This is a genomic window from Luteibacter sp. dw_328, assembly GCF_018449605.1.
GTDB lineage: Bacteria > Pseudomonadota > Gammaproteobacteria > Xanthomonadales > Rhodanobacteraceae > Luteibacter.
Window position 1 is genome coordinate 1 of sequence record NZ_JAAVUW010000007.1, and the last position, 20,833, is coordinate 20,833.

The 20,833-nt window shown below is 64.8% G+C and carries 17 protein-coding genes and 1 pseudogene; 17 read left to right on the forward strand and 1 reads right to left on the reverse strand.

Annotated features, from left to right (window positions below):
- Nucleotides 1-183 precede the first annotated feature (183 nt).
- The 4 genes from HB634_RS16800 (at nt 184) to glpK (ending at nt 5,232) form a co-directional block, all read left to right on the forward strand.
- Nucleotides 184-954: a DeoR family transcriptional regulator gene (locus HB634_RS16800; RefSeq protein WP_063572167.1), complete on the forward strand. Its 771-nt coding sequence runs from the start codon at nt 184-186 to the stop codon at nt 952-954.
- 357 nt (nt 955-1,311) lie between these two features.
- The gene (gene glpD / locus HB634_RS16805) at nt 1,312-2,823 is read left to right on the forward strand and encodes a glycerol-3-phosphate dehydrogenase (RefSeq protein WP_063572168.1); all 1,512 of its coding nucleotides are present in this window, start codon (nt 1,312-1,314) and stop codon (nt 2,821-2,823) included.
- A gap of 43 nt (nt 2,824-2,866) precedes the next feature.
- A complete protein-coding gene (locus tag HB634_RS16810) occupies nt 2,867-3,709 on the forward strand; it encodes an MIP/aquaporin family protein (RefSeq protein ID WP_063572172.1) in 843 nt (280 codons plus the stop codon).
- Nucleotides 3,710-3,717: 8 nt separating this feature from the next.
- A complete protein-coding gene (gene glpK, locus HB634_RS16815; RefSeq protein WP_213949419.1) occupies nt 3,718-5,232 on the forward strand; it encodes a glycerol kinase GlpK in 1,515 nt (504 codons plus the stop codon).
- A 170-nt stretch (nt 5,233-5,402) separates the two neighbouring features.
- On the opposite strand, the gene HB634_RS16820 is transcribed toward glpK, so the two are convergent.
- Complete coding sequence (locus tag HB634_RS16820) at nt 5,403-6,338, reverse strand: carbohydrate kinase family protein (RefSeq protein ID WP_063572170.1); 936 nt, start codon at nt 6,336-6,338, stop codon at nt 5,403-5,405.
- 272 nt (nt 6,339-6,610) lie between these two features.
- Here HB634_RS16820 and HB634_RS16825 point away from each other — a divergent pair, with 272 nt between their 5' ends.
- The 13 genes and pseudogenes from HB634_RS16825 to HB634_RS16890 all read left to right on the forward strand — a co-directional run bounded on the left by HB634_RS16825 (nt 6,611) and on the right by HB634_RS16890 (nt 20,759).
- Entirely contained in the window at nt 6,611-7,657 is a 1,047-nt protein-coding gene (locus tag HB634_RS16825; protein WP_036139600.1) for a rod shape-determining protein, read from the forward strand.
- A gap of 41 nt (nt 7,658-7,698) precedes the next feature.
- A complete protein-coding gene (gene mreC / locus HB634_RS16830; RefSeq protein ID WP_213949420.1) occupies nt 7,699-8,727 on the forward strand; it encodes a rod shape-determining protein MreC in 1,029 nt (342 codons plus the stop codon).
- On the forward strand, nt 8,724-9,215 hold the full coding sequence (gene mreD, locus HB634_RS16835) for a rod shape-determining protein MreD (RefSeq protein ID WP_063572784.1): 492 nt from the start codon (nt 8,724-8,726) through the stop codon (nt 9,213-9,215). Before mreC ends, mreD begins: the two co-directional genes overlap by 4 nt.
- Entirely contained in the window at nt 9,212-11,242 is a 2,031-nt protein-coding gene (gene mrdA / locus HB634_RS16840) for a penicillin-binding protein 2 (RefSeq protein WP_213949421.1), read from the forward strand. The genes mreD and mrdA overlap by 4 nt, the downstream gene beginning before the upstream one ends.
- A gap of 2 nt (nt 11,243-11,244) precedes the next feature.
- The gene (gene rodA / locus HB634_RS16845; RefSeq protein WP_213949422.1) at nt 11,245-12,360 is read left to right on the forward strand and encodes a rod shape-determining protein RodA; all 1,116 of its coding nucleotides are present in this window, start codon (nt 11,245-11,247) and stop codon (nt 12,358-12,360) included.
- 146 nt (nt 12,361-12,506) lie between these two features.
- Nucleotides 12,507-13,454, forward strand: coding sequence for a lytic murein transglycosylase B (gene mltB / locus HB634_RS16850; protein WP_213949641.1), 948 nt, complete (start codon nt 12,507-12,509; stop codon nt 13,452-13,454).
- Nucleotides 13,455-13,591: 137 nt separating this feature from the next.
- Nucleotides 13,592-14,203, forward strand: a pseudogene (locus tag HB634_RS16855) (septal ring lytic transglycosylase RlpA family protein); the annotation flags it as partial.
- A gap of 420 nt (nt 14,204-14,623) precedes the next feature.
- Complete coding sequence (locus HB634_RS22930; protein WP_255548678.1) at nt 14,624-14,914, forward strand: SPOR domain-containing protein; 291 nt, start codon at nt 14,624-14,626, stop codon at nt 14,912-14,914.
- A 37-nt stretch (nt 14,915-14,951) separates the two neighbouring features.
- A complete protein-coding gene (locus HB634_RS16865) occupies nt 14,952-16,175 on the forward strand; it encodes a D-alanyl-D-alanine carboxypeptidase family protein (protein WP_213949423.1) in 1,224 nt (407 codons plus the stop codon).
- A gap of 12 nt (nt 16,176-16,187) precedes the next feature.
- Nucleotides 16,188-16,478 carry a DUF493 family protein gene (locus HB634_RS16870; RefSeq protein ID WP_063574054.1) on the forward strand — a complete coding sequence of 97 codons (291 nt, stop codon included), beginning with the start codon at nt 16,188-16,190 and terminating at the stop codon, nt 16,476-16,478.
- A 241-nt stretch (nt 16,479-16,719) separates the two neighbouring features.
- Nucleotides 16,720-17,388: a lipoyl(octanoyl) transferase LipB gene (gene lipB / locus HB634_RS16880; protein ID WP_213949424.1), complete on the forward strand. Its 669-nt coding sequence runs from the start codon at nt 16,720-16,722 to the stop codon at nt 17,386-17,388.
- 13 nt (nt 17,389-17,401) lie between these two features.
- Complete coding sequence (gene lipA, locus HB634_RS16885) at nt 17,402-18,400, forward strand: lipoyl synthase (protein ID WP_063573515.1); 999 nt, start codon at nt 17,402-17,404, stop codon at nt 18,398-18,400.
- 31 nt (nt 18,401-18,431) lie between these two features.
- Entirely contained in the window at nt 18,432-20,759 is a 2,328-nt protein-coding gene (locus HB634_RS16890) for a carboxy terminal-processing peptidase (RefSeq protein WP_213949425.1), read from the forward strand.
- Nucleotides 20,760-20,833 lie beyond the last annotated feature (74 nt).

The window sequence follows — 20,833 nt, forward strand, 5'->3', positions numbered from 1 at the left end:
TCGGCCCCTGTGGGAGCCGCTTCAGCGGCGATAACCAGATTGCGGCGGCCCAGCCCGCTGCCGCGGGATCGCCGATGAATCGGCTCCTGCGGGGGTACGTCCGGCCCTGCATCGCAACCGCCGCATGACACGCTTGTCGCGACCCGGCATCATGCTCGCGTGTTGTGCAGTAACGGGAAAACGATGGATCCACGATTGAACCGACGTCAGGAAGAGCTCATCGCGATCGTGCAGCGCGAGGGTTTCGTTGGTGTCGATGAACTGGCCAGTCATTTCGACGTTGCACCGCAGACCATTCGCCGTGACCTGAACCTGCTCTCCGACAGCGGCCTGATTCGTCGATACCACGGCGGTGTGAGTCCTTCCTCGAGCGTGGAGAACGTCGCCTACGCGGCGCGTCAGACGCTCCAGGCCGCAGAGAAGAACCGTATCGCGGCGTCGATCGCAAAGCAGATCCCGGATGGCTCCTCGCTCTTCATCAACCTGGGCACCACCAACGAGGGCGTCGGCCGCGCGCTGCTCGATCACCGCGACCTGCGTGTGATTACCAATAACCTCAACATCGCGCTCCTGCTCAGCGACAACCCGACCTTCGAGGTGATTGTCGCCGGCGGCGTCGTGCGCGGTCGCGACCGTGGTGTGACCGGCGAGGCGACGATCGAGCTCATTCGTCAGTTCAAGGTCGACTACGGGATCATCGGAATCTCCGGTATCGAGCTGGACGGGACCCTGCTGGATTTCGATTTCCACGAAGTACGCGTTGCGCAGGCGATCATCGAGCACTCGCGGCAGGTGTACCTGGGCGCCGATCACACCAAGATCGGACGCAACGCGATGGTTCGGCTGGGTGATTTCTCGCGGGTGGATGCCTGGTTTACCGACAAGGCGCCGCCTGAGCCGTTGATGCCCGTGCTGGAGGCTGCGGGGACGCAGTTGCATGTCGCGGGGGACTGAGGTGATGTGTTTTCGCCGATGAATCGGCTCCTACAGCAGCACGAATTGCGGTTTCTTTTAGGGGAGGCTGCCTGGGCAGCCGTGGACTGAAACCACGCCGAGGGCAGAAAGTGTCGATCTATCAGGCATCTACCCACGACTGAGGGCCTTGTTTCAAACAAACCCTGCGCTGCACTGCAGCGTGCCATGTTCGTTTATGTTCGAATATGCTCACTTTTAACGCAGGCGCCGCTTGCTGACCGTGTGAAATGTTCGTTTATGCGCCCCTCGGGCGCCTCCGCAAGGAAAAACGAGCGCAGCCGAACATGGCTATTCCCCTCTCAGTGAAGTGGTGCCTCCAGCCAAGCGGAGTGCGCGATGGTCGAGCAGGTCGATGTTCTGGTGGTCGGTGGTGGCGTCAACGGCGTCGGTATCGCACGTGATGCGGTAGGGCGCGGGCTATCGGTGTGGCTGTGCGAAAGGGACGACCTGGCATCGCACACATCCAGCGCGGCGACCAAGTTGATCCACGGCGGGCTGCGTTACCTCGAGCAATTCGAGTTCGCCCTCGTCGGCAAGGCGCTTGCCGAGCGCGAGGTACTGCTCAGGGCCGCGCCGCACATCATCTGGCCGCTGCGCTTCATCCTCCCGCACCAACCGCATCTGCGTCCGGCATGGATGATTCGCATCGGGTTGTTCCTCTATGACCACCTGGGTCGTGGCCGCCGTACCCTGCCGGGTTCGCGGCGTGTGCGCTTTGCCAAACACGTCACCGGTGAGCCGCTGCGCAGTGAGTTCCACCAGGGCTTCGTTTACTCCGATGCCTGGGTGCAGGATGCACGCCTGGTCGTCCTCAATGCGATGGACGCCGTGCATCGTGGCGCGAAGGTCGAGACCCATACCAAATGCATCAGTGCACGTCGCGATGCGGATGGCTGGACGGCCGAGCTCGAATCGCGCGACGGCAGCCGCCACTTCGTCAAGGCGCGCGCGCTGGTCAATGCCGCCGGTCCCTGGGCGGCGAGCTTTCTCGACGACGTCGTCCACCTGAAGCATTCGCATACGCTACGCCTGATCAAGGGCAGCCATATCGTCGTCCCGAAGATCTTCGATCACCGCTACGCGTACATCTTCCAGCAGCCGGATCGTCGCATCGTCTTCGCCATTCCGTACGAGCGCGACTTCACGCTGATCGGCACGACCGATATCGAATACAAGTCGGATCCGTCGCACCCGGTGATCGAAGCGGAGGAAACGCAGTACCTGTGCGAGGCCGTGAACCGCTACTTCAAGAAGCAGCTCACGCCCGCCGACGTTGTCTGGAGCTATAGCGGCGTCCGGCCGCTGCTGCAGGACGAATCCGGTAGCGCGTCCGAAGTCACACGTGACTACCTGCTCGACATCGACCAGGACGGTGCGCCGCTGCTGAACGTCTTCGGCGGCAAGCTCACGACGTTCCGCAAGTTGTCCGAAGAGGCTGTCGATAAACTCGCCCCGCTGCTGGGTAACGACAAACCCGCATGGACAGCCGATGCGCGTCCGCTTCCGGGTGGTGGCGAACGGGATATCGATGCGCTCACCGACGACATCCGCTCGTCGCGCCCCTGGCTGCCGGAAACCTTTGCCTGGCGGCTCACGCATATGTACGGCACGCGCGCCCGCGACCTGCTGGGTGAAGCGGACGGCCTCGCCGCGCTCGGCGAGCACTTCGGCTCGGATCTGTACCAGGTGGAGGTGGACTACCTGATCCGCCACGAATGGGCGACCGAAGCTGAAGACATCCTGTGGCGCCGAAGCAAGATCGGCCTGCGCGTCGGCCCCGACGACGTGCGTCGCCTTACCGAGTACCTGAACCGGCGCGTCCCCCAGGGGCCTGCCACCAACCCGTAGCGCCCTGGCGCTTTCCCAGTCATGAAACCCGATGGAGAGACGGATCATGCGACAACAGATAGGCGAGCTGATTTCCGAAGCCCTCGCAATGTTCATCATCATTGCGTTCGGCGATTCCGTAGCGTGCATGTACGTGCTCTACGACCCTAGTCCCTACCTCAACGCTTACTGGGGCGTCTGTATCGCCTGGGGTCTGGCGGTCACCATCGCGATCTACGCGACGGCGTCGGTCTCCGGTACGCATGCGAACCCAGCCGTCACGCTGGCACTCGCGATCTTCCGCGACTTTTCATGGAAGAAGGTCGTCCCGTACTGGATCGCCCAGGTCATCGGTGCATTCCTCGGCGCCGCGATCGTCTATGTGTTGTTCGGACCGGTCATCGACCACTTCAATGCAACGCACAACCTCACTCGTGAGGCCGGAGGCGCGGCAGGCGTGTTCTTCACCCATCCGGGTCTGGCCATCACGCCGATGCACGCGCTTCTGGATCAGGTCATCCTGACGGCGTTCCTGCTGTTCGGCATCTTCGCGATCACCGAGCAGTACAACGAGACGGCACCGGGTGCCAACAGCGGCGCGCTGATCATCGGCCTGCTGGTCGCGACCATCGGTGCGTCGATGGGTTACCTCGAAGCATGGGCGATCAACCCGGCGCGCGACTTCGGTCCCCGCCTGTTCGCGTTCTTCGCGGGCTGGGGTTCCTCGGCGCTGCCTTCGCCGGACAACTACTGGTGGGTGCCGATCGTCGGCCCGCTGATCGGTGGTGTGGTCGGTGGCGGCGCGTACCAGCTGCTCGTGCATCCCTTCCTGCCGGCACGTCAGCGTGCGCTTGAAGAAGCGCGCCAGGCCGCCGGTCGCAACTCTTCCAACCAAACGACTCGGTGAGGCCAGCAATGGACAAGTCCAAGGACAAGCGCTACATCCTGGCGATCGACCAGGGAACCACCAGCTCGCGCACGATGCTCTTCGACCATGACGGCAACATCGCCGGCACCGCGCAGCGCGAGTTCCCGCAGATCTTCCCGCAGCCGGGCTGGGTCGAACACAACCCACGCGAGATCATGACCAGCGTGCTGTCGACGATGACCGAGGTCATCAGCAGCTCGGGCATCGACGCCAGCGCTATCGAAGGCATCGGTATCACCAACCAGCGCGAGACCGCCGTGGTGTGGGACAAGGCCACCGGCCAGCCGATCTACAACGCGATCGTGTGGCAGTCGCGTCAGACGATGGACATCTGCGACAAGCTCAAGGAAGACGGCTTCGACCCGATGGTGCGCGAGAAGACCGGTCTGCTCATCGATGCCTACTTCGCCGGCACCAAGGTGCGCTGGATCCTCGACCATGTCGAAGGTGCACAGGAGCGCGCGGAGAAGGGCGAACTGCTGTTCGGTACGATCGACACCTGGGTTATCTGGAACCTCACCGGCGGCAAGGTGCACGTTACCGATTACACCAACGCCTCGCGCACGCTGATGTACGACATCTTCAAGCGCGAGTGGGACGACGAGCTGCTGAAGATGCTCAACGTGCCGCGCGCCATGCTGCCGGAAGTGAAGTCGTCCAGCGAGGTCTATGGCAACACCCTGGCGAAGCATTTCTTCGGCCGTGAAGTGCCGATCGCCGGCATTGCGGGCGACCAGCAGGCCGCGTTGTTCGGGCAGGCGTGTTTCGAACCCGGCCTGGCCAAGAACACCTACGGTACCGGCTGCTTCATGCTGATGAACACCGGCGAGAAGGCCGTGCGTTCGAAGAACGGCCTGCTTACCACCATCGCGTGGGGCCTCAACGGCAAGGTGGAATACGCGCTGGAGGGCAGCATCTTCGTCGCCGGTTCCGTGATCCAGTGGCTGCGTGATGGCCTTCGCATGCTCGGCAAGGCGTCGGATTCGCAGTCGTACGCGGAGCGCGCGAAGGACAACGACGGTGTTTACTTCGTGCCTGCCTTCGTTGGTCTCGGTGCGCCTTACTGGCGAAGCGATGTGCGTGGCGCCGTCTTCGGTCTCTCACGCGGCACGACGAAGGAACAGTTCATCCGCGCCGCGCTCGAGTCGATGGCTTACCAGACACGCGACGTGCTCGAGGCTATGGAAATCGACTCCGGCATCAAGTTGAAGGAATTGCGTGCCGATGGCGGCGCGATCGCCAATGACTTTATGGCGCAGTTCCAGGCGGACATGCTCGGGGTTCCTCTGTTGCGTCCGAAGGTGCAGGAAACCACCGCGCAGGGCGCGGCGTATCTTGCCGGTCTGGCAGTCGGTTTCTGGAAGGACCAGACGGATATCACCAAGCGCTGGGCGGTGGATCGCGAGTTCAAGCCGTCGATGACGAAGGAAACGCGCGACGAGTTGTATGAAGGCTGGCAGCAGGCTGTCAATGCGACGATGGGTTTCAAGCCGCGTAAGTAAGCTGGCAAGGCCTGCTTACGTTGTAGGAGCCGATTCATCGGCGATCCCGCGGCAGCGGGCCAGGTTGTCGCCATCTGGTTATCGCCGATGAATCGGCTCCTACATAGAGCGGGGCTGACGCAAAAAAAAGGGGCGGCGCAGTGATGCGCCGCCCCTTTTTTTAAGGTACTTCAGGGTAGCGCGTAGCCGAACTGTTCGTTGAACTCCGCGGCGAACTGGTCGTACGTGAAGTACTGGTTCTGCGTGCCGGGGTGTTCGACCTTCAGCGCGCCCATGAGCGAGGCCATGTTGCCGATGGTCTTCCAGTCGTAGTTCTTCATGATGCCGAAGATGAGGCCGGCGCGATAAGCATCGCCGCAACCGGTCGGGTCGACAACCTTGCGCTCGCGTGCCGGCGGCACCGTGATGATCTCGCCACCGACATGGATGAGCGAACCGCGCGGGCCCTGCGTGATGATGTACGCGGTGACCTTCGACGCGATGTCGTCCGCGCTCCAGCCCGTGCGCTGCTGGAGCAGCTGCGATTCGTAGTCGTTGACGATGACGTACGTGGACTTCTCGATCATCGCGCGGAACTCGTCGCCGTTGAACAGCGGCATCGCCTGGCCCGGATCGAAAATGAAGGGAACGCCGCGCGCGGCGAACTCGTTCACGTGCTGCAGCATCGCTTCGCGACCGTCCGGTGCGACGATGCCGAACGAGTAGTCCGGGATGTCGCGCACGTGGTTCTCGTGAGCGCTGGACATGGCACCGGGATGGAAGGCCGTGATCTGGTTGTTGTCCAGGTCCGTGGTGATGAAGCACTGCGGCGTGAACTGGTCGTCGAACTGGCGCACGCCGTCGAGGCGGATGCCGAACTTCTCCAGGTGCGCGCGATACGGCGCGAAGTCCTGGCCCACCGTGGCCACCGGCATCGGTGCGCCGCCGAGCAGCTTGAGGTTGTACGCGATGTTGCCGGCGCAGCCGCCGAACTCGCGACGCATGGCCGGCACCAGGAACGACACATTCAGGATATGGACCTGGTCCGGAATGATGTGGTTCTTGAACTGGTCCTGGAACACCATGATGGTGTCGTAGGCGAGCGATCCGCAGATAACGGCAGTCATGCGTTAGGTGACCCTGAAAAGAATAAATGGCGCGGCCGTGACCCGGCCGCAGCGAGGGCCGAACGCGACGGGTTCGGCAAACCGACGGATCGTACCCAAAATCGGGCGCCGAGGCGACTCCCAAAGTCGTACAGATTTACGGGGTCGGGCGAGAATCCTCTCGCATCATCCGGACTTACAAGGCTTTCTTAACTTCTCTGCCCTTGCGTGGGGGAGTAGGCCAATCTAGACTCGCACGCTTACTTTTTCTTGCTACTGGCGTCCGCCGCATCATGTTTAAGAAGTTCCGCGGTCTCTTTTCGAACGACATTTCCATCGATCTCGGTACGGCCAACACGCTCATTTACGTGCGCGGCCAGGGAATCGTCCTCAATGAACCGTCGGTCGTCGCGATCCGCCAGGATCGTGGACCGGGCGGCCCGCGTACCGTTGCCGCCGTCGGTGGTGACGCAAAACGCATGCTTGGTCGCACCCCCGGCAATATCGCCACGGTCCGCCCGATGAAGGACGGCGTCATCGCCGACTTCACGATGACCGAAGCGATGCTGCAGCACTTCATCAAGCAGGTGCACCGTTCGCGCATGCTCCGTCCGAGCCCGCGCGTGCTGGTCTGCGTGCCTTGCGGCTCCACCCAGGTGGAGCGCCGCGCGATCAAGGAATCGGCCGAGGGCGCAGGTGCCCGCGACGTCTTCCTGATCGAGGAGCCCATGGCAGCGGCCATCGGCGCCGGTATTCCGGTGCATGAGGCCCGCGGCTCGATGGTCCTGGATATCGGCGGTGGTACCTCCGAAGTCGCGGTCATCTCGCTGAACGGCATCGTGTACTCGCAGTCGGTCCGCGTCGGTGGCGATCGCTTCGACGAAGCCATCATCAACTACGTGCGCCGCAACCACGGCACGCTGATCGGCGAATCCACCGCCGAGCGGATCAAGCTCGAGGTCGGCTGCGCCTTCCCGCAGAGCGAAGTCCGTGAGATGGAAATCTCCGGCCGTAACCTCGCCGAGGGCGTGCCGCGCATGTTCACGATCAACTCCAACGAAGTCCTGGAAGCCCTCCACGAGCCGCTGTCGGGCATCGTGGCAGCGGTCAAGGCTGCGCTGGAGCAGACCCCGCCGGAGCTCTGCTCCGACGTGGCCGAGCGCGGCATCGTACTTACCGGTGGCGGCGCGTTGCTGCGCGATCTGGATCGTCTCATCTCCGAGGAAACCGGCCTGCACGTGCAGGTGGCCGATGACCCGCTCACCTGCGTCGCCCGTGGTGGCGGCAAGGCGCTGGAGATGATCGACCAGCACGGCAGCGACTTCTTCGCGTTCGAATGATGGCCGCGCGCGACGGCGCGCTGGCCGGAACGCGCTGAGCCATGGCCCTCAATCGCGACGATCAGTCGCCGCTGTTCGCGCCCGGTGTGGCGGGGACCCTGCGCCTGATCGTCTATCTCGCGCTCGCCTGTGTGCTCATGGTGCTCGATCACCGCGGCGGTTGGCTCGGTAACGTTCGTTACGGGCTGTCCATCGTGGTCGAACCGATCTACCGGATCGCCGGCCTGCCGTCGCAGGGTTTCCAGGCGGCGACGGTGGCGTTCGCCGATCGCCAGCGCCTTACCGAAACGAACCAGCGCCTGCGGGAAGATCTCCTGCTGGCCAACGCCAAGCTCAATCGCATGGCGTCCGTGGCCGAGCAGAACCAGCGTCTCAAGGAACTGCTGGACACCCAGCACAGCCTCTCGCTCAACGTGCAGCTCGCGCGCCTCATCGGCGTGGACCTGGGCACCTTCCGTCACCGGATCGTGCTCAACGTCGGCGCGCGCGACAAGGTGCAGGCCGGCCAGGTGGTGATCGACGCACGCGGCGTGATGGGCCAGATCGTCGAAGTGATGCCGACCACGTCCGTGGCTATGCTGATCACCGACCCGAACCACGCCATTCCCGTGACGATCGAGCGCACCGGCCTGCGCACCGTGGCCTATGGGTCGCGCGGCGGCGACATGCTGGTGCTACCCAATATTCCCGTCTCCGCCGACGTGCAGTCCGGCGACAAGCTGGTCACCTCGGGCCTGGGCGGGCGCTTCCCGCCGGGCTTCCCGGTCGGCGAGATCCGCGACGTGGCGCAGACGGCCTCGGGCACCTTCCTGTCTGCGCAGGCCCGGCCCGCCGCCGACCTCGATCGCAGTGAGGATGTGCTCCTGCTCCACGATCTCGCCGAACAGGACGGTCCGCCACCCCTCGCACCCAATGCAGGGCCGCCGGCCGGCATGGCGCCGGATCCGAACGCGCCGCCGACCGCACCGGTGACCCCGACCCTGCCGAAGGTGACCTCGCCGACCACGACGCCGGTGCCCGCCCGCGCGGCCTCGTCGACGGAAACATCGCCAGCGGGGACGACGCCATGAACAAGCTTCGTGTCCGCCAGCTGTGGTTCGCCGCAACGCTGTTGCTGTCGCTGTTCCTGATGCTGATTCCGCTACCGGGACCGCTCACGCCGTTCAAGCCGTACTGGCCGGCGCTGATCCTGCTGTACTGGTGCCTGCAGTCGGGCGATCGCGTCACGCTCGGCCTGGCGTTCTGCCTGGGCGTGGGCGCCGATCTGTTCGACGGCGTGCTGCTCGGTGAACAGGCGCTGCGCCTTACGGCCATGGTCTTCATCGCGCTGCGCTTCCGCTCGCGTTTGCGCTTCTTCCCGATGTGGCAGCAGTCGTTGGCCGTGCTCGGCCTGCTGCTGAACGACCGCGTGCTCCTGCTGCTCATCCGGGTGTTTGCCGGCGATCCGCTACCGCCGCCGGAATACTGGATCTCGCCGCTGGTGGGCGCAGTGCTGTGGCCGTTCGTCTTCCTGATCCTCGACGACCTGCGCGCGCGTCTGCGCATCCACGACACATGAGCCGGCGTCGCGCCTCGATCAAGGAGGTCCGCGGCGAGGTAGCGCTGTTCCGACGGCGCGCCCTGGCGGGATTCTTCCTGCTCCTGCTCGGCCTCATCGCCGTGTGCAGCCGCTATGTCTACCTGCAGGTATTCCATCACGACGAGTTCGTGACGCGTTCGGAGCAGAACCGCGTGAAGCCGCGTTCGATCCCGCCCGCGCGCGGTCTCATCTACGATCGCAACGGCGTGTTGCTCGCCGACAACGTGCCCGCTTTCCGCCTCGAAGTGACGCCCGAGCAGGTCGCCAACATGGACGACATGCTGCAGAAGCTCAGCGCGGTGGTGCCGATCAGCGACGACGACATCGTCACGTTCAAGAAGCAGGTGAAGCTGGGCCGGCGCTTCGAAGGCATTCCGCTCAAGCTCAAGCTCACCGAGGACGAGATCGGTCGCTTCGCCGTGAATCGCTGGCGATTCCCTGGCGTCGACGTCGTGCCGTATCTCACCCGGCGCTACCCGCTGGGACCCTCTCTGGCGCATGTCATCGGCTACGTGAGCCGCATCGACGTGGACGACCTGAACAACATGGACGACGACGAGGAGGCCAGCTACAAGGGCACCACGCACATCGGCCGCATCGGTATCGAGAGGTCCTACGAAAAGCTGCTGCACGGTGAGCCAGGCTACGAGCTGGTCGAGGTGAACGCGGACGGCCGCACCCAAGCCGTACTCGACACCACGCCGCCGACACCGGGCAAGAACATCTACCTCAGCATCGACGTGCGCCTGCAGAAGGCAGCGCTCGACGCGATGGCGGGTCGTTCCGGTGCCGCCATCGCCATCGATCCGCGTAACGGACAGGTCCTGGCCTTCGCCAGCGTCCCCGACTTCGACCCCAATCTCTTCGTCAACGGCATCAGTTCGGTCGATTACAAGAACCTGATGACGGCACCTGACAAGCCGCTCTACAACCGTGCTCTACGCGGCGTGTATCCGCCCGGTTCCACGGTGAAGCCGTTCCTGGCGCTCGGCGGCCTCACCATGGGCATTCGCCGGCCGTCGGATACGGTGCTCTCCACGGGTGAGTTCTGCATTCCCGGGCAATCGCGTTGCTATCGTGACGATGTTCGCGGCGGCAACGGCACGGTGAATATGGTTCGCGCGATCGAATTGTCCACCAACACGTATTTTTACCGGCTCGCGCTCGACATGGGCATCGACCGCCTTGCGCAGTGGATGGGCAGCCTGGGTTTCGGAAGCAAGACCGGCATCGACCTCACCGGTGAAGTCGAAGGCGTGCTGCCCTCACGCGAATGGAAGGCGAAGCACAGCAAGGCGGGCTGGTATCCGGGCGAAACGATCATTTCCGGTATCGGCCAGGGCTATTGGGCGGTGACACCGATTCAGCTGGCCCACGCCGTCGCGACGTTTGCTGGCCACGGCGTGCCTTATGCGCCGCATTTGCTGATGGATACGCAGGACGGCGTGGATGCCGCGCGCGTGCCGCAGTCGTTCCCGCCGACGGGTCCTTCGGTGATCCGCAAACCGCAGGATTGGGACACCGTGAACGAGGGCATGATCGCGGTGATCAACTCGGGCGCAGGTACCGGCAAGAAGCTCGGCATCGGTTTCCCCTTCGTCATCGCCGGCAAGAGCGGCACGGCCGAGCGCTTCTCGCGCAAATCCGACGCCTATGACAACAACAAGAACACTGCATACCTGGCGAACCGCCACCGTGCATTGTTCATCGCTTACACGCCCGCGGAGGATCCGAAGATCGCCGTGGCCGTGGTGCTCGAGGCGGGTGCGTGGGGTGCGGCGGATTCCGGCCCTATTGCCCGCAAGATTCTTGACCAGTGGGTTGTCGACTCGGGCGGCGCGCGCCCGACCGCGCTGCCGCCGGGTCCCATTACGCTCTCCGATGCGCCGGCCGAGGCCGCGCCTGTCGAAGACGCACCGGCCAGCGCTGGCTCTGTACAGGGTGCACAGCCTGCCGCACCGTCCAGCGCGGAACTGCCACCCGACGACAATGGCGAGGATCAATAAGCATGTTCGCCAACCTCTCCGTTCGTCTCAAACGCTTCGGCCTGCGCCTGCTCACGCGGCCGCGTCTCGATCTGCCGCTACTGCTGGCTTTGTTCCTGCTCGCCTGCGCCGGCCTCGCCACGCTTTACAGCGCCGGCAACGCCAACCTCTCGCTGGTCGGCGGTCAGGCGGCGCGCTTCGTGCTCGGCGCGGTGTTGCTGGTGGTGATCTCGCGTATTCCGCCGCCCGTGCTGCGCTCGTGGACGCCCTGGCTCTACATGGGCAGTACGGCGCTGCTGGTGGTGGTGGCGGCGCTGGGTGAAGGGCGCGGCGCGTATCGCTGGCTGGATCTCGGCTTCATGCGCTTCCAGCCGTCCGAGCTGCTCAAGCTCACCATGCCGATGATGGTGGCGTGGTACCTGCATCCGCGGCAGCTGCCGCCAGGCTGGAAGGACATCATCGTGGTCGGCCTGATGATCGCCGTGCCGGCGGCGCTGATCGCCGAGCAGCCTGACCTGGGCACCGCCTTGCTGGTGGCGGCGGCCGGCGCCTTCGCGCTGTTCCTGTCCGGCATGGCCTGGTGGCGCATCGGCCTGCTCGTCGGTGGCGCGGGCGCGGCCATTCCCGTGGCCTGGCAGTTCCTCCACGAGTACCAGCGCAATCGCGTGCGCACGCTGCTCGATCCCGAATCGGATCCCCTGGGCAACGGCTGGCACATCATCCAGTCGAAGATCGCCGTGGGTTCGGGCGGCATCTTCGGCAAGGGCTGGCAGCACGGCACGCAGTCACGCCTGGAGTTCCTGCCCGAGCACACCACCGACTTCATCTTCGCCGTGTTCTCGGAAGAATTCGGGCTGATCGGCGTCATCACCATCATGCTGCTCTACGCCTTCATCATCGGCCGTTGCCTGTGGATCGCGATGAATGCGCGCGACACCTATTCGCGCCTGCTCGCCGGTGCCATTGGCATGAGTTTCTTCGTTTACGTGGCGGTGAACGGCGGCATGGTCGCGGGCATCCTGCCGGTGGTGGGCGTGCCGATGCCGCTGATCAGTTACGGCGGTACGTCCGCGGTGTCGCTGCTGGTCGGCTTCGGGGTCTTGATGTCGATCCATGCCAATCGCAAGCTCCACGATTGATGCCTGAACGCTTCCCGAAGCGCGCCCCGGACGCGCCTTTCCTGCGTGCTACGCTTCGGCGCATGGATGAAGTTCTCGCCGCGCACTGCGCACGCCTCGCACGTTTATTCCCGCGCCTCGCTGGCGCGATGATCCTCTTCCCCCTGATGTTCGCCCCCGCGGTGTTCGCCGAGACCCATCCGGGCCAGGCGCAACTGGTGAGCGAAGTCGCGAAAGACACGGGTAAGAGCAAGGCATCGCTGAACGCGATCCTCGACGGCGCGAAGATGCAGCAGTCCATCATCGACGCGATGAACCGCCCGGCGGAAGGCAAGCCCTGGCGCGATTACCGGCCTATTTTCCTTACCGAGCAGCGGATCCAGGCCGGCGCCGACTTCTACCAGACGCATCGCGCCCTGCTCGATGCGATCGGCAAGAAGTACGGCGTGCCGCCGGAATACATCGTGGCCATCGTCGGCGTGGAAACCTTCTACGGCAAGAACACCGGCAAGTACAAAGTGCTCGATGCGCTGGCCACGCTGGCGTTTTATTACCCCAAGCGTGGGCCGTTCTTCCGCGAGCAGCTGAAAACCCTGCTGGAACTGCCGCCGAACCATCTCGCCGGTCCGCTGGACACGCTCACGGGCTCGTATGCCGGTGCGCAGGGCTGGGGCCAGTTCATGCCCTCGTCCATCCGTGACTGGGGCGTGGATTACGACGGCGACGGCAAGATCGACATGAAGGGCTCGATGGGCGACATCTTCGCCAGCGTGGCCAACTATTTCTCCCAGCACGGCTGGGAAACCGGCGGCCCGCTCGCCGTGCGCGCCCAACCGGATGCGCGCGTGGTCGATCCCGCCCTGCCGAAGGACTGGCGTCCCGTGGCGCCGGTCGAAACCTTCGTCGCCGAGGGTTTCGCGCCGTTGCAGCATTTGAATCCGGGGCGCGACGCGCAGCTGGTTCGTCTGGAGGGGCCATCGGGTCCGGAGTACTGGTTCGTCTTCCAGAATTTCTATGTGATCACCACGTACAACCGTAGTCCGATGTATGCGATGGCGGTGAATCAGCTGGCGCAGGCGATTCGGGAACGGACGCATGGGTCTGCGGCGCGATGAGCGGCGCTGGCGGGGGGAATGTCGCTGATGTGATCTCCGTGCTTCGCAGGGATCGCCGGCATAGCCGGCTCCCACATACAGCCGGCAGCCTGCAGGCTGCGGTGGGCTCCCTGTGGGAGCCGCTTCAGCGGCGAAGGATGCTGGCGACACGCCTCACCTTCATCTGCCTCGTAGCCATGCTCCTCGCCGCCTGCGGCGGTTCGAAAAATACCCGCCCGTCGGCACGCAGCAGCGGTGGCTCGTCGTCCTCCTCCTCGCGGGGCGGTCACGACGACATCAGCAAATCGCAGGGCTCGCGCTATCGCTCCAGCTCGGACAGCGTGCCCACCGAGATACCGGATGTCAGCAAGCTTCCGGAGCCGGTCCCGAAGGTGGAGCCGCGCGCGCTCTACGGCAACAAGTCGCCGTATTCCGTTCTCGGCCAGACCTACAACGTACTGCCCACGCCGCGCGGGTACGTCGAGCGCGGCATAGCCTCGTTCTACGGCAACAAGTTCCACGGCTACAAGACCTCGAGCCTCGAGGAATACGACATGTATCAGTTTTCCGCCGCGCATAAGACGCTGCCGCTGCCGAGCTATGCGCGTGTCACCAATCTCGAGAACGGCAAGAGCGTCATCGTCCGCATCAACGACCGCGGTCCCTTCCACGAGAACCGCATCATCGACCTGTCCTTCGCGGCGGCCGTGAAGCTCGGCGTCTGGCCGAAAGGCACGGGCCTGGTCGAAGTGCGCGCCATCGATCCCAGTGAAGCGAACAGCGATCGCGGTGCGCCGTACGTGAACACCGCACCCAAGCCGGCGCCCGTGACCGCGCCGGTGCCGCCGCCGCGCCCGGCCTTTGCCGCTGCGCCGCCGGCTGCGCGCACGGCGCCGACGCCGGAGATGGCGACCTCGTCGCCGCCGTCGTCCTCACGCTTCGTCGGGGCCGCCGCTACCGCGCCGGTCGTCGCTTCCGGTACGCGTGCGCCGAGCGCCGCCATATCTGCGCCTGTCGGTGCCGTACCGCTGCGCGCCACGCCGAGTGGAACACCGCCCGCGAGCGCCGTAGCCGACGGCGAGGGCGACGACGGCCCCGTACCCGGGATGACCGGTGTTTCCGCCGCCGAGGCGTTACCGCCGATGCCGGGCCAGAAGTCAGTACCGGGTCCCGCCGCCTCGTCCGGCGCGATGCCGCGCCTCGCAACGCCTGCCCAGGGGCCGACCGTCGCTTCCGTCCCGGGCAAACCCACGATTTACCTCCAGGTCGGCGCCTTTTCCGACGTGGCGAATGCCAATCGCGTGGCCGACCAGCTGAACAAAGCGGGTCTGGGCCCTGTCAGTGTTATCGAGACCGCCGTGGGCGGCCGCAGCGTGCGCCGCGTGCGCGTGGGCCCTCTGGCCGATGTCGACACCGCTGACCGCGTGACCGACCAGATATCCGGCATGGGCCTGCCTCGCCCGTCGGTCGCGGTAGACTGACCTCCTTTTTTCTTGCTTTGACTGGATCGCTGAAACGATGAAGCTCTTCCCACGCTCCCTGTTCGCTTTCGCCGCCGCTGCGCTCGTCGCCGGCGTCACCGTGGCGCAGCAGACCCCGCCGCATCCCACGCCCGTTCCGCGCCCGGTCGTTCCCGAAGCGCCGGTACCGCCGCCGCCGGACGTCGAGGGCAAGAGCTGGGTGCTGATGGATTACAACACCGGGCAGATCATCGCCTCGAAGGATCCGGACGTGCAGCTGGAGCCGGCCTCGATCACCAAGATCATGACCGACTACGTCGTCTCGGCCGAGCTGGGCAACGGCAAGATCCACAACTCCGATCCGGTCACGATCAGCGAGAACGCCTGGCGCGGCGGCGGTGCGAGCACCGACGGCTCGACCAGCTTCCTCAAGCTCAACAGCCAGGTGCCGCTGAAAGACCTGCTCTACGGCATGATCATCCAGTCCGGTAACGACGCCGCCATCGCGCTGGCCGAGCACACCGCGGGCTCCGAGCCGGCGTTCGCCAACCTGATGAACGCGTACGCCAAGCAGATCGGCATGACGCATTCGCAGTTCCAGAACGCCTCGGGTTACCCGGTAGCGAATCACTACACGACGGCTCATGACATCGCGATCCTGTCGCGCGCACTCATCCACGACTTCCCCGAGGATTACGCGATCTCGGCCGTGAAAGAGTTCGAGTGGAACGGCATCAAGCAGCACAACCGTAACCTGCTGCTGTGGCGCGACAACACCGTCGACGGCATCAAGACCGGTCACACCGCCGCTGCCGGCTACTGCCTGGCCGCTTCGGCCAAGCAGGGCGATGCCCGCATGATCGCCATCATCATGGGTGCCAGCAGCGAGAAGGGCCGCGCCGACGCCGCGCTGGCGCTGCTCAACTACGGCTTCCGTTTCTACGAATCGCACAAGCTGTACGAAGCCAACAAGCCGCTGGCAACGCCCAAGCTGTGGAAGGGCGCTGAAAACACGATCCCGCTCGGCGTTGCCGAAGACGCACTGGTGTCGGTCAAGCGCGGCGATTACGACAAGCTCAAGGCCAATCTCGACATCCCGGCCACGCTGATCGCTCCCTTCAAGAAGGGCCAGCAGGTCGGTACGCTGCGCGTGACGCTTGATGGCCAGCCGGTGCTCACCACGCCGTTGGTGGCCCTGAACGATGCACCGGAAGGCGGCTTCTTCTCCCGCTTCTGGGACACGATCATGCTGTGGTTCCACAGCGACAGCGACAAGAAGTAAGAGGGCGGCACCATGCGTGAGATCGACTTCAGCGATGCGCAGAAAGACGGCAAGGGCTTCCAGTTCCCGGGCGAGTTCGAGATTACGGCCATCGGCAATGCCGCGGCCGGCCTCGACAAGCACATCCCGGCGCTGCTCCACGCCATCGGCCTGGAAGTACTGCACGAGACCCTGTCGACCAAGCTCACCCCGGCTGGGAATTACCAGTCGGTCACGGTGAGCTTCGTCGCACCGAGTCGTGAGAAGTACCTGGAAGCGCACAGCACCTTGCGGGCTGACGAGAACATCCGCTTTACGATGTGACGCCCTTTGTGGGAGCCGATTCATCGGCGATGCCTTGTGTGGGAGCCGCTTCAGCGGCGATGGGCCTTGCCGGCTGCCGCCGGATCGCCGCTGAAGCGGCTCCCACACAGAGCCCCACCATCAGCCCCACCATCAGCCCCACCATCAGCCCCACCATCAGCCCCACCATCAGCGCTCCATCAGCCTTGTAACACTGGGCCAGCGCCCACAATTCCTCGACATCCCCTCCGACCCGATCCCGATGACCCTCCCGCTCAACGTCCGCCGGCTGGGGCGCGTCCCCTACGAATCCACGTGGAAGGCCATGAGCGCCTTCACCGACAACCGCACCGACGACACCGTCGACGAGCTGTGGCTGCTGGAGCATGACCCGGTGTTTACCCTGGGGCAGGCGGGTAAGGAGGAACACGTGCTGGCGGCGGGGGATATCCCGGTGGTGCGTGTGGATCGCGGTGGCCAGGTGACCTATCACGGTCCCGGCCAGATCGTGGCTTATCCGATGATCGACCTGCGCCGCGTCGGCGTGGGCGTGCGCGAGCTGGTCAACCGGATCGAGCAGGCCATCATCGACACCATGGGCGAATGGAATATCGGCGCCGAACGCCTTGAGGGCGCCCCGGGCGTCTACGTGGCCGGGGCCAAGGTCGCGGCCCTCGGGCTGCGCATCCGCCGGGGCTGCAGCTTCCATGGGCTGGCCTTCAACGTGGACATGGACCTCGAGCCCTATCACCGCATCAATCCCTGCGGCTACAAGGGTTTGGAGGTCACCCAGGTGTTAGACTTGGGCGGTCCGTCGCGGTTGGCAGACGTGGAAGACGTCCTGGTACAGGAATTCTGCAAGCAGTTTGGCTTCCACGCCGTATCAGCCGAACCCTCCCTCCCCGAACTCCCCGCCCGCATTGCGGTCTGAGGTCGTAGCCGTTATGAGCCAACCCTCCACTTCCCCCTCCCGCAGCATTCCCATCGCCGTCGTCGACAAGCCGGGCGAGAAGATGCTCGGTAACGACAAGATCGCGCTCAACCGCGCGAACTTCGATACCGACGTGCCCACGCTGCGCAAGCCGAGCTGGATCCGCGTGCGACTGCCCCAGGGCAATGCCGTGCAGCAGCTGAAGGCGCGCCTGCGCGAGAACTCGCTGGTCACGGTGTGCGAAGAAGCCTCCTGCCCGAACATCCACGAGTGCTTCTCCAAGGGCACCGCCACCTTCATGATCCTCGGCGAGGTCTGCACCCGCCGTTGCTCGTTCTGCGACGTGGCCCATGGCCGCCCGCAGCCGCCGGATCCGATGGAGCCGGCACGTCTGGCCGAGACCATCCGCGACATGCGCCTGAAGTACGTGGTGATCACCTCCGTCGATCGCGACGACCTCCGCGACGGTGGTGCCGAGCATTTCGCCTCGTGCATCCGTGCGGTGCGCCACGCCAGCCCGAACATCCGCATCGAAATCCTCACCCCGGATTTCCGCGGCAAGGGCCGTATGGAGCGCGCGCTGGAAGTCATGAAGGACTTCCCGCCGGATGTCTTCAACCACAACCTCGAGACGGTGCCGCACCTGTACCGCGAAGTCCGTCCGGGTGCCGATTACCAGTGGTCGCTCGACCTGCTCAAGCGTTTCAAGGCACAGCACCCGGAGGTGCCGACCAAGTCCGGCATCATGCTGGGCCTGGGCGAGACGATGGAGCAGGTGCTCGAGACCATGCGCGATCTACGTAACCATGACGTCGACATGATCACCATCGGCCAGTACCTGCAGCCGACGGCGCATCACCACCCGGTGGTCCGTTACTGGACGCCGGACGAATTCGAGGCGCTGCGCGTCGCCGGTGAAGAGATGGGCTTCGGCCATGTCGCTTCCGGCCCGTTGGTGCGATCCTCCTACCATGCCGACCTGATGGCTCACGCCGCCGGCGTCGTCGAATAAACGCCCCAAAGCAATCCGAGGCTTCGACTACATGACCCTTCGCCCCGCGTTCGCCCTCCTGCTGGCCCTTTCCGCCGCAGGTGCCCAGGCACAGACAGCCGCCCCGCAGCAGCCGGGCGCGGCCGCGCCGGCGACGAAGGCCGCGACACCGCAGCCGAAGGACGCCTCCGAAGCGGCGACCTCGCCGGAGCCGCAGCGCAAGGAGTCCAGCCTCCCACTGAAGCCGACCGCCGCCGAAGCGCAGGCCTCGCAGCTGTCGGCGCGCTTTCTCACGCGCTTCCACTACCAGGCGCAGCCGCTCGACGACGCCATGTCGGCCAAGATCTATAAGGCCTACTTCGACTCGCTCGATGCCGAAAAAGTCTTCTTCACCCAGGAAGACATGGACAAGTTCGCGCCGCTGAAGACGCAGTTCGACGACGCGATCTGGAACCAGGACCTCACCGGTCCGTTCTCGGTGTTCAACCTTTACGTGACGCGCGCCGTGGATCGCATGAACTACGCGCGCGGCCTGCTCAAGAAGGGCTTCGACTTCAGCGGCAACGACAGCTTCAACTTCGACCGCAAGAAGGCCGCGATCCCGAAGAACCAGGCCGAGCTCGACGACGTGTGGCGCAAGCGCACCATGAACGACTGGCTGCGCCTGAAGCTTGCCGGCAAGAGCGACGACGACATCCGCAAGACGCTCGACAAGCGCTACGCGACGTACATCAGCCGCGTGCGCCAGCTCGATGACGAAGACGCGACGCAGGCCTTCATGACCGCGTACGCCAACTCGACCGATCCGCACACCGACTACCTCGGCCCCCGTGCCGCGGACGCCTTCGATATCGCCATGCGCCTGTCGCTGGAAGGTATCGGCGCGGTGCTGCAGGCACGCGACGACTACACCACCATCCGCGAGCTCGTCCCGGGTGGCCCGGCGATCAAGTCCGGCAAGATGAAGGCGGGCGACCGCATCGTCGCCATCGGCCAGGGCGAAACCGGTCCCATGGTCGACGTGGTTGGCTGGCGCCAGGACGACGTGGTCAAGCTCATCCGCGGCAAGAAAGACACCACGGTCCGCATCGAGATCCTTCCGGCCGATGCCGGCGTGGACGGCAAGCACGACATCGTGACGCTGATCCGCAAGAAGGTCACGATGGAAGAGCAGGCCGCCAAGTCCAAGGTCATCGACGTGAAGGACGGCGATGTCACGCGCAAGATCGGCGTGATCGACCTGCCCACGTTCTACCAGGACTTCGGTGCACGCCGCGCCGGCGATACCAATTTCAAGAGCGCCACCCGCGACGTTGCCAAGCTGCTCACCGAGCTCAAGGCGCAGAAGGTCGAGGGCGTGGTGATCGACCTGCGTAACAACGGCGGCGGTTCGCTGTCCGAGGCGACCGAGCTCACCGGCCTCTTCATCGATACCGGTCCGGTCGTGCAGGTGCGCGATGCGCGCGGCCAGATCGACGCCCAGGGTGACGACGTGCCGGGCATGTCGTGGGATGGCCCGATGGCCGTGCTGGTCAACCGTGGTTCGGCATCGGCGTCGGAGATCTTCGCCGCGGCGATCCAGGATTACGGTCGCGGCGTCATCATCGGCGAGCCGACCTTCGGCAAGGGCACCGTGCAGAACCTGGTCGACCTCGACAAGTTCGGCAAGGCTGCAACGGGTGAAGATGCCAAGTACGGCGAACTCAAGATGACCATCGCCGAGTTCATCCGCATCAACGGTGACAGCACGCAGCTGCGCGGTGTCACGCCCGACGTCATGTTCCCGCAGAACGGCGACGCCAAGGAATTCGGCGAGTCCACCTACGACAACGCACTGCCGTGGCGTCACATCGATCCGGCGGACTACAAGCCGGTCGCCGACCTGAAGCCGATCGTCGGTCCGCTCAACGCCAAGCACGAAGCGCGCGTGGCGAACTCGCCGGCGTGGAAGCTCATGCTCGACGAAATGGCCGAGTACAAGAAGCTGCGCGACAAGACCGACATCTCGCTGAACTTCGCCGCACGCCAGGCCGAGCGCAAGCAGTACGACGCGCTGCAGACCGACTTCCGTAACCGCCGCAAGGCGATCTTCGGTGGCGATGGCAGCCCGGCGGGCGCCGGTGACGACGCGAACAACGGCGACGACGGCCTCAATGCCAACGAGCGCAGCCTCAAGACCGAGATCAAGGCGGAAGCCGATGCGAAGAAGGCGAAGGACACGCCGCTCGATGAAGCCGCTCACATCGTTGGCGATGAGGTTTCGCTGATCAAGGCGGACCCGAAGGTCGCTGCGCAGGTGCTGCCGTACGGCGGGCGGAAAATCGACGCCCCGCAAACGGCGCAGGTGCCGTCGAGCCCTCCGGCGTCGACCACGCCGTAAAACAAGAAGCCCGCCACTGGCGGGCTTTTTTTCTGCTCCGTGTAGGAGCCGATTCATCGGCGATCCCGCGGCAG